Annotated in this window: 7 protein-coding genes; 2 read left to right on the top strand and 5 right to left on the bottom strand. The window is 64.4% G+C overall.

Features of this window, described 5'->3' with window-relative positions; translation table 11 throughout:
* A partial coding sequence (locus RA26_RS23175; RefSeq protein WP_039184269.1) for a DUF1349 domain-containing protein occupies positions 1-799 on the bottom strand: 799 nt, incomplete at its 3' end.
* A 988-nt stretch (positions 800-1,787) separates the two neighbouring features.
* Between RA26_RS23175 and RA26_RS22140 the strand changes: the two genes are divergently transcribed.
* The gene (locus tag RA26_RS22140) at positions 1,788-2,774 is read left to right on the top strand and encodes a hypothetical protein (protein WP_152612609.1); all 987 of its coding nucleotides are present in this window, start codon (positions 1,788-1,790) and stop codon (positions 2,772-2,774) included.
* A 4-nt stretch (positions 2,775-2,778) separates the two neighbouring features.
* Positions 2,779-3,765, top strand: coding sequence for a nucleotidyltransferase family protein (locus RA26_RS13210; RefSeq protein ID WP_193747616.1), 987 nt, complete (start codon positions 2,779-2,781; stop codon positions 3,763-3,765).
* Between the two features lie 110 nt (positions 3,766-3,875).
* Here the strand turns inward: RA26_RS13210 and RA26_RS13205 are convergent, their stop codons facing one another.
* The 4 genes from RA26_RS13205 to RA26_RS23085 form a co-directional block, all read right to left on the bottom strand.
* Positions 3,876-4,466: a polysaccharide biosynthesis/export family protein gene (locus RA26_RS13205; protein ID WP_039184265.1), complete on the bottom strand. Its 591-nt coding sequence runs from the start codon at positions 4,464-4,466 to the stop codon at positions 3,876-3,878.
* Positions 4,467-4,671: 205 nt separating this feature from the next.
* Positions 4,672-5,847, bottom strand: a complete 1,176-nt coding sequence (locus tag RA26_RS13200) for a class I SAM-dependent methyltransferase (protein WP_052272426.1) — start codon at positions 5,845-5,847, stop codon at positions 4,672-4,674.
* The gene (locus tag RA26_RS13195; RefSeq protein WP_082015829.1) at positions 5,844-7,019 is read right to left on the bottom strand and encodes a class I SAM-dependent methyltransferase; all 1,176 of its coding nucleotides are present in this window, start codon (positions 7,017-7,019) and stop codon (positions 5,844-5,846) included. Before RA26_RS13195 ends, RA26_RS13200 begins: the two co-directional genes overlap by 4 nt.
* The gene (locus RA26_RS23085; RefSeq protein WP_206540433.1) at positions 7,016-9,376 is read right to left on the bottom strand and encodes an NAD-dependent epimerase/dehydratase family protein; all 2,361 of its coding nucleotides are present in this window, start codon (positions 9,374-9,376) and stop codon (positions 7,016-7,018) included. The genes RA26_RS13195 and RA26_RS23085 overlap by 4 nt, the downstream gene beginning before the upstream one ends.
* Positions 9,377-9,378: the final 2 nt, after the last annotated feature.

The raw sequence follows: 9,378 nt of genomic DNA, 5'->3' as shown, positions 1-9,378 counted from the left end.
GCGTGCCGTCGCCATTGTCCGTCAGCGTGCCGTTGGACGGGTTGGTGAAGCTGTCGAAGGTGACGGGATCGCCATCGGGATCGCTGTCGTTGGACATCAAGGCGGACTCATCGATCACCAGCGCGGTGTCCAGCACCACTGCCAGGCCGTCATCCGCCGCATCCGGCGCCTGGTTCGGGGGCGGTGTGCCGCCGCCGTCTTCGTTGACGATGGGGTCGCTGGCGATTTCGACGTAATCGACCTGGGCGGTATAGCCGGAGGCCTGGGCCACATTGCCCGCAAACACCCCGGCAGAGGTCACTGTCACCGCATGGGTGTAGCTGCCGGCCAGGGTCCAATTGGCGCCGTCGGCGGAATACTCATAGGTCCAGGTGTCGCCCGATCGGGTGACCCGCAGGTATTCCGCATCGCCGGCCTGGATCACCGTATTGATCCGCATCGAGGAACTGCCATTGACCGTCACGCCGGAGAACACCCGCAGCACATTGCCGTCGGAATAGACGTCAAACCGCAGCCAGTTGTCCGCATCCTGCTCCACCAGGATCCCTTGCAGCTGGAACCGCTCGGAGGGCGTGGTCAGGAACCGCGTCTCGATCTGGAAATCCGCGTCGGCAATGTCCTGCATCGCGCGGGCGGACTTGTTGGTCTTCCAGGCGTCAAAAAAACCATCCGGCGTCACCAGTTCCAGATAGGCATCCGTGGCATTGGAACCGGTACTGGCAGAGACACCGGCCGGACCTTCAACAGTCCAGACCGACGGATCCAGCGGACCGCCGCTGAAATCATCTGATGAAAACACGTGACTTCCCCCAAAAACTCGTAACCCGGCGGCCCGGCAGGCCGCCTGCACATTTAACCAACTAGGCCTAACCAACTAGGCCGGTTCCCCCGGTTAACGAACTAGGCCTGGTTCCCCGGTGTCCAGGCCGCCGAAATGGGGGCAAAACACTTTGCGCATACCGCAACATAGTACCACAGCCCCGCTCAAACACCAATTGCGCGGCCGCAGCAGCCCTGTGCGGCCGCGGCGGCGCGTGCCGGGGCGGCCTGAACCGGTGCGGAGGAAGCCTGCCGCAACAAGGCTTTGCACCTCAGAGGGCGGCGGCTTCACAACCAGAGGGCCTTTTCGGCCAAGCCGCCGGATGCCCTTTTTCTGCGCCGTTTAGCGGAAACGGAGCATTCCTAATAGTTGACTCAAATCCGGTCAGGAGGCACAATAATCGTTAAGGTTTTGCCAGCCGGTGTCCGTTGAGGCACCTTGCGCGCGCGGGGGAAGTTTACAGAGACGGCCAGACTTCCATAAGCCGCCGCTTCCGGTTTGCGGCCTGATCGGCGCCTGTATGTCCGATGACATCAAAGTACCAGTGAAGTAGAGTAAAATGACAGATCATCCTGAAAAGCTTGAATCCCCTGAACGCAGGGAAGTCCTTCAAAAAGCAGGACGTTTTGCAGCTGTAACGCCGCCCGCGGTGGCCTTCCTTCTGTCCACGACCCTGTCTTCCGAGGCGGTTGCCAAATCTGGCGGCAAGCCAAAGAAAAAGAAGAAGAAAGGCCGCAAGGGGCGCCGCCGCCGCCGCTACTATAACTAAGTTCACCTGAGGTCTGCGGACGAGCCCGGCGGCTCCCGCCGGGCCTTTGAATACAGCTGCCTTCGGTTCTGGAGAGGGTTTTTTTTGGACCTCGCTCAAATTATGGCATTTCCTGATGTGCGCCTCGCAAGTGTCGGGAAACGCCATTTTTTGTTTCTGCCTCATAATCAGAAGCTGTTTTACGCGTCGGACACCACAATGGCCTTGTGGCCCCGGCTGGCGGCTGGGCTCAGCGTTGCCGAATTCGTTTCAGCCGCATCTGCCGGCGGTGCCAATGGCCGGCAGTCTCTGACGGAACTGCTGGACTCGGGGGCTGTGCGCTATCTGGCGCCGCGCTCCGGTCCGGTGCCCGTCACCGCGCACATGTGCCTGTCGATCAGCGGCCATGCCATCGGCATTTGCTGCACCGGTGAAAGAACCGCCCGCCTGGTGCGCAGTGCCTTTGAGCATCTGCTGGTTGCGGACACCCCCGCGCAGGACCAGCTTGTCCTTATCGAGGAGGCATCGCGGGCGGGGCTGGCCTGGGCCGGGGAAGACCCGGAGTGGCACCGCTGGGATGAAATCGGCGCCGCGCTGAAATTCATGCTGACAACGCAGGTTCTGGACCTCTCGGAGGATCCGGTGCTGCACACCGCGACTGTTTCCGCAGCGGGCGGGAGCATGCTGCTGTGCGGTGATCCGGGCAGCGGCAAGTCGACCTTGTCGGTTGCGCTGCATGGCGAAGGCTTCCGCCTGGAAGGGGATGATCTGGCAGTGCTGCGCAGCGGCGGCCAGGTGATGTCCCTGCCCTTTCCGGCGACCCTGAAATGCGGCTCGCTGCCCCTTCTTGCGCAGCGACTGCCGGGGCTTGAGGACCTGCCGGACTATTTGCGCCCGGACGGCAAGCGGGTCCGCTACCGGGCATTGGACGCGGGGGCGTTTCCGGCGCGCCCGGTCCGCTGTGTGCTGTTTCTGGACAGAAGCCCGGACACTCCGGCCGGGCTTGCGCCTGTCACCGCGGAAGAGGAGATCATCCGGATGATGCTGGCATCCTGCTGGTCTCCGGACGACCGCCTGTCGGGGGACGGGTTTGAATCGCTGGCTGCGCTGATAGGCTCCGCGCGGTTCTTCCGCGCCCGTTTTGACGGTCTTGAACAGGCCTGCGGCTTGGCCCGCGAGGCTTGGAGCCTTGCGGGGAGCGGTTGATCAGGTGCCCTTTTTACCCCCGATTGCGCTGGAGATTTTGGCAGAATGCCTGCAGGGGCGGGTGCCCCGGGATCCGGACTGGGAGCTGATCATCGGCTGCGCCAATGACAACCTTGTCGGCCCGCTCTTGTACAGAAGGCTGGTCCAGTCCGGCCAGGCCGCGCAGATTGATCCCGAGGCCCTGAGTTACCTGGCTTCAGTGGATGCGGCCAACATCACCCGCAACAGCATGCTGAAAGCCCAGCTTGACGAAGCCCTGTCAGCCCTGACGGCGGAAGGGCTGGAGGCGGGCCTGATGAAGGGGGCGGTCAATCTCTTCCAGGCCGCGGATGCCGCCGAGGTGCCGCGGATGTCCTTTGACCTGGATATCGTGACCAGCCCGGAGCAGGATGCCGATGTGGAACGCGTTCTGAGCCGCCTCGGCTACGAAAAATTCCCGGACAGCCGGAACCAGTATTCCCTGGGAAGCTATTTCCGGGCCGATGTTGCCGGCGCATTGGACATACATCACCGGATCCCGGAGCGGTATTTCGGCACCATCAGCGCGCGCGACATCGAAGAGCAAAGCCATCTGGTTCCGTTCGGGGCGGGCGCCGTGCGGATCCCCAATGCCAATTTGCGCCTGGTGACCAGCCTGGCGCATGACATGCTGCACGACCGCGGCGTGTTTTCCGGGTTTGTCCACCTGCGGTATCTGAACGATCTGATCGAGCTGTGCGCGGATCCCGCGGATCCGGTCGACTGGCAGCAGGTCGAGGACAGGTTCGCAACCTACCGCTTCAAGCTCGGGCTGGAATTGCAATGCCGCCTGATCCGGCATCTGTTTCCCGGCGCGGGGTTTCCCGAAGGCCCGCGCAGCCGCTTGGGCTGGCTGCTGCATCAGCGCAGGCTGCTCCGGTCGCGGCTGCCGGGGCTTGCGGGGCTGGAATGGCAGCTGATCCTGCGCCTGCGGCGGACGCGGTTCTGGCTATGGCTCCGCCAGCCAAGGTAACAGACAGGGAAAACCCGGGCGGCTGCACGCCATCCGCTCCGGCACGGCATCCGGGCCGGATGCGCCTCTGACACCTGCGCCGCCGCCCGCCGGAGCGGGGCGGGGCCTGGTTATTCGAACAGGCGCCGCTGCGGGACCACAATCACATCGCCGGGAACCAGGACCGTGCTGCCGGTGATGCCGCTGCCGCCATTGGTGCGGTAGTTGTAGAGATAGATCTTGTCGCCCCGGCGCAGCTGGATGCGCTTGTCAGCGGCAAAACGGGTGAGGCCGCCAGCCTGGGCAAGGGCCTGCAGCAGAGTTGTGCTGCGGCTTGCCTCCAGCTTGCCCGGCGTGGTGATTTCCCCCATCACATAGACCGCGCGGACGGCACGGGTTCTGACGGCAGCGGAGGACACCGCGGGCTCAGCCAGCGCGTTCACCGAAACAAACACCTGCGGCTGGGAGGCGAAGTTAGGCGTCAGCGCATTTGTCAGGTCGCTCCTGACCTGGTCGACGGTCCGCCCCGCCGCGGCCACCCCGCCCGCCAGCGGGAAATTGATGGACCCGTCCGGCAGCACCAGAGCGCTGCGGTTCAGGTTCTCATTCTCAAGCACTTCGATGGTCAGCGTATCGCCGCGCTTGATCTTGTAGCCGCTTTGCGCCTGAGCTGCTGACGCCAGCAGCATGGCTGTGAAAAACCCGATTATTAACTTGAACATAGCAGACCTCCCCGAGGACAAAGACAGTGATGACAAATACCTGCTGAACCGCCCGGCCATGGCACCGGATGCGGTACGGCATAACGCCGGGAGCATCAGGGCGGCACTTTGATCCTATCACTCTTCATGCATGCTCTCCATAGTAGCATATAGACACGTTTAAGCTGTGTGCCGCTTGGCCGGGAAACCGCAGCTCCGGCGGCCCCTATCCTGCGATCACCGCGAAATCGGGCTGCAGCCCCGCGGCCTGCACCCGGGCAATGATTTCTTCCTCGTATAAAGCGTTCGAGATCAGCACCATGGAGGGGCGGAGGCTGGCGAGATCCTCCGGTGCGATGACCGGCAGGGCGACCCCGGGTGCAATCCGCTGATGTTTGCGGGGGTTCAAATCGACAAAGGCGCTCAGCCCGTGCGCCGCCTCCCCCAGGGCATTGGCGAAGGTGATGCCTTTGGATCCGGCCCCCCAGATAACAGCACTGCCGCTGCAGCCCTGAAGCCTGCTGCGCCACCGCTGCAATTCCGCATCCGCCGCCGCTCCGAAGGCCCGGGCGGCGGCGCAGATCTGCGCAGCGCCCGGATCAAGATAATCCGGCTCCGGCCTGGCCGGGACGGCTTCGGCCATCAGGAACTGGCCACCGTAGCCGGTGCGGACGGAAAGCGGCTCGAACCCGGCCCGCCGGAACAGGGCAGTGAGGGCCGGCGCGCTCCAGTAGCCCACATGCTCGTAGATCACGTCCCACATCGAGACCGCATCCAGCATCCAGCCGGCATTCGGCACTTCGAAGTAGACCGGGACATCCCGGCTGCCGATGGCCCGGCGGATGTCGCTGAGCAGGGCAACCGGATCGTCGAGATGCTCCAGCACGTGGCGGCACAGGATCGCGTCAAACGGCCGGTCCAGCTGAGCGGAGCGGAAGTATTCGCCGACGATTTCAACATTACCGCGGGCGGTGAAGGGAGAGGAGGCTCCCGCCATCGACGGGTCAAAGCCGGTGGCCGAGGCGACGCCGTGCTGCGCCAGCAGATCCAGCATGTAGCCGTCGCCGCAGCCGATCTCAATCACATGCTTGCCCGCCAGCCCGTGCCGCGCCACCAGTCCGGCCGCCAGGTCCCTGGCAAAGGCCTGGAACCGGGGCGAGAAATGCAGCGCGTTCTCGTAGCCCGGCGCATAGGCCATGCGCGCGGGCTCAAAGGCGCTGTTCCAGATAAACCCGCAGCTGGTGCAAAGCTGCAGATCCACGGTCCCGGCAGGCGCGGCCCGCGCCGCCGCCCGGTCCGGCCAGAGCTGGTTGCAGATCACCGGAACGCTTTCCAGCCTGAAAATGCCCTGCGCCGCCTGCGCGGCGCAGAGCGGGCAGGATATGGCAGCGGCAGTCCTCATACCGCCACCAGCTCCGGGGTGAGGCCCATGGCCGACAATTGCGCCCCGATTTCGGGCAGGTAGACCGGGTTCATCACGATCACCGTATCGGGCGGCGCCGCCTGCAGACTGTCCGGAGCGCTGACAGTATGGCCGGTGCCGGGCAGGTATTTGCCCTGTTTGAACGGGTTGATGTCGATGACCTGCGCCACTTCCGCCCCAAGGCCGTTGGTGGTCAGGAAAGACACGCATTTCGAGCCGCCGCCCCAGACCGTCACCCGCTTGCCTGCGGCGTGGCGGCTGCGCACGAACTCTGTCCAGTAACGGCGGACCTCCGCGACCTTTTGCGGGAACCGGGCTGCCAGCGCACGCGCCGTGTCCAGATCGTCCTCCTGCGGCAGCGCCGGGCGGCCAGCCGCAGGCGCGGCGTACTGGATGATGTACTGGCCGTCATAAGCCAGATACAGCCCGGTCACATCAAAGCCCGCGCGCCGGAACAGCCGCGCGTGGCTTCCTTGCGTGAAATAGGAGCAATGTTCGAAGTAGATGTCCCAGAAGGCGCCCTCCTGCAGCACCCGCTGAACATCCGGTGTTTCAAAGAACAGGCCTGCTCCGGCCTGCCCGTTCAGCACCTGCACGATGTCCTGCAGGAAGCGGCCGACCTCGGGGATATGCTCCAGGGTATGGCGGCAGACGACGAAATCAGGCGGCTCGGCGATGGTGCCGGGATCGAAGAATTCGCGCTGGAACCTGATCTCCTGGCCCTGCGCCCCGGGCAGGCGCTCCGGGATGAACCCGGGGTCGACGCCCAGGCCGATGGTGCCGGTCTGGCGGGCAAGCTCCTGCAGGAACTCGCCCTTGCCGCAGCCGATTTCCAGGGTCCGCCTGCCTTTCAGGTCGTAGAGCGATGCCGCTTCCGCCGCCAGATCCCGGGCAAACCGGTTGAAGGTGCCGGAGAAATGCTGGCTCTCTTCCGTCGCCGAGGCATAGTCGACCAGCGACAGGTCAAACACGGAATTGAAGATGAAGCCGCAGCTGCTGCAGAACATCAGCACCAGCGGATGGCGCGGGAACTGCCGGGCCTCCTCCGCGCTCTCCAGCAGGATGCAGCTTTGCACCGGGACCGCCTCCAGCCGGTAGATCTCTGTGAGGTCCCGGCTGCTGCAGGCCGGGCAGGCGGTCCTGCTGCTCATCTGCTGCCGTCCCGGTCTGGAGCGCTGACAATTTCGAGATTGGGGATCGGGACGACGAATTTCCCGCCCGCCTCGAGAAAGGCCTGCTGCTGGCGGATGATCTCATCGCGGAAGTTCCAGGGCAGGATCATCACATAGTCCGGCTTGTCCTCCATCAGCTTTTCCGGCTCGTCGATCCGGATCCGGACGCCGGGCATGTACTTGCCTTGCTTGTGGATGTTCTTGTCCACCGCATATTCGATGGCACGGTCGTTCAGGTTCAGGAAGTTCAGCATGATCGTGCCCTTGGCGGCGGCGCCATAGGCCGCGATGCGCTTGCCATCCGCCTTCAGGGAGCCGACCAGCCGGCGGGCCTGGTCGCGGAAGGCGCGCACCCGGGCGCCGAAGCTCTTGTAGTAATCGAAACGGTCGAGCCCCAGATCATGCTCTTCGGCCAGAATGCCCTGCACCGCATCCGTGACAGCGGTGCATCTGCTGAAATAGAGCCGCAGCGAGCCGCCGTGAATGGGCAGGCGGCGGACATCGTTCAGATACAGCCCGTGCCGCTCGAACAGCGCCTTGGCGGACCCGGCCGAGAAATAGCACAGGTGCTCGTGGTAGATCGTGTCGAATTCGATGAAATCGATCATGTCGCGGACATAGGGAAACTCGACGACAACGGTGCCGTTGTCCGCCAGCAGCTCCGCCATCCCGGCCACCAGATCGTTCTGGTCGGCGACATGGGCCACCACGTTGTTGGCGATAATGATATCCGCCCGCCGGCCCTGGGCGCGCAGGCTGCCGGCAACGCGGGTGCCGAAGAAGTCGATGATTGTCTCGATCCCCTTTTCGCGCGCCGCCGTGGCGGGCTGGGTGGCGGGATCGATCCCCAGCACCGGGATGCCCCGGGCCTGGAAGTTCTGCAGCATGTAGCCGTCATTGGAGGCGATCTCGGCCACCAGGCTGTCCGGCCCCAGGGCGTGCGTTCTGATCAGTTCCTCCGCGTTCTGCCGGGAATGGTTCAGCAGGTCCTCGGAGTAGGAGGAGAAATAGACATAGTCGCCGCCGAACATTTCCTCGGCCGGGCGGGTCTCCAGCAGCTGCACCAGGGTGCAGCCCGGGCAATAGCCCAGCCGCAGCGGCACCAGGGTTTCCTGCTGGGACGGCCCGATGGCCTCCAGCAGCCCGTCCGAGCGCGGCATCCGCCCCAGATCGAGGATCGGCTCCAGCCCCGTGTGGCCGCAGGAGATGCACTGCGCCTTGGCGCTGTCTGCAGAAAAATCCGATTGCGCCGTGTCCGTGTCCGTGTCCGTGTGCGGGGCCGCCTGGCTGCGGGCGGCTTCGCCAGCAGGGGTGTGGGCCAGGGTGACATCGATGATGCCTTCGGAAATCAGCTTCTTGATATGGCCGATGCGCTGATAGCGCGGCCCCTCGAACTCTTCCAGCGTCAGCTTCTGCGCCCGGTAGGCCTCATACAGCGACTGCGCGCCGCGGCGCGCATCCCACTGAGGCTTGAACTGCGGCATCACGCGCTGGATCTTGTCGCAGTTCACCCGGTAGGAGCGCTTGTCCGGCCCGGCGCCCTCGGCAAAGGTGACCTTGCAGCCCGGCACCACATCCGCGACGATCTCCGCCAATTCGCGGATCTGGTAATTATGCGCGGTCACGCCGACATTGAACGCCTCGTTGCGGATATCTTCGGCCGGCGCTTCGAGCGTTGCCAGGAAGGCGCGGCTGATGTCCTCGATATGAGTGATCGGCCGCCAGGGGGTGCCGTCTGATTTCATGTGGATGTTGCCGGTTGTCACGGCCCAGGCCACAAGGTTGTTCAGCACCAGGTCGAAGCGGATGCGCGGGCTGACGCCATAGGCCGTGGCGGAGCGCAGGAAGGTCGGGCAGAAGCCGCCGCCGGCCAGCTCCGCCAGCGCCAGTTCAGACTTCACCTTGCTTTCGCCATAGGGGGTCACCGGGTTGAAGGCGCCGGTCTCGTCGATGAAATCCTCCCCCGATGCGCCGTAGTTGGAGCAGGAGGAGGAAAACACAAACCGCTGCACCCCGGCCGCCTTGGCGGCGCGCGCCACCTTCATCGTGCCTTCGAAATTGATGTCAAAGGTGGTTTCCGGGCGGAAATCGCCCAGCGGGTCGTTGGACAGCGCCGCCAGATGCAGGACCGCATCGAAGCCCAGCAGGTCCGCAGCCTCGACCGTGCGGATGTCCTTGCGGATCGTAGGCACCTGCGGCATCTCCCCGCCCGGGGCAAAGGTGCAGCGCTCATAAAGATCGCTGTCGAGGCCGGTCACCTCATGGCCCGCCGCCATCAGCATCGGGGTCAGCACGGTTCCGATATAGCCCCGGTGGCCTGTCACCAATACGCGCATGT

Origin of the sequence: Leisingera sp. ANG-M7 (genome assembly GCF_000813965.1) — a bacterium.
GTDB lineage: Bacteria > Pseudomonadota > Alphaproteobacteria > Rhodobacterales > Rhodobacteraceae > Leisingera.
This window is presented reverse-complemented; position numbering and strand designations above follow the sequence as displayed.

Bases quoted from the DNA above. Each gene is read 5' to 3' on its own strand.
- RA26_RS23085 (WP_206540433.1), bottom strand. From the start codon at position 9,376: ATGCGCGTATTGGTGACAGGCCACCGGGGCTATATCGGAACCGTGCTG.
- RA26_RS13205 (WP_039184265.1), bottom strand. From the start codon at position 4,466: ATGTTCAAGTTAATAATCGGGTTTTTCACAGCCATGCTGCTGGCGTCA.
- RA26_RS13195 (WP_082015829.1), bottom strand. From the start codon at position 7,019: ATGAGCAGCAGGACCGCCTGCCCGGCCTGCAGCAGCCGGGACCTCACA.
- RA26_RS13200 (WP_052272426.1), bottom strand. From the start codon at position 5,847: ATGAGGACTGCCGCTGCCATATCCTGCCCGCTCTGCGCCGCGCAGGCG.
- RA26_RS22140 (WP_152612609.1), top strand. From the start codon at position 1,788: ATGGCCTTGTGGCCCCGGCTGGCGGCTGGGCTCAGCGTTGCCGAATTC.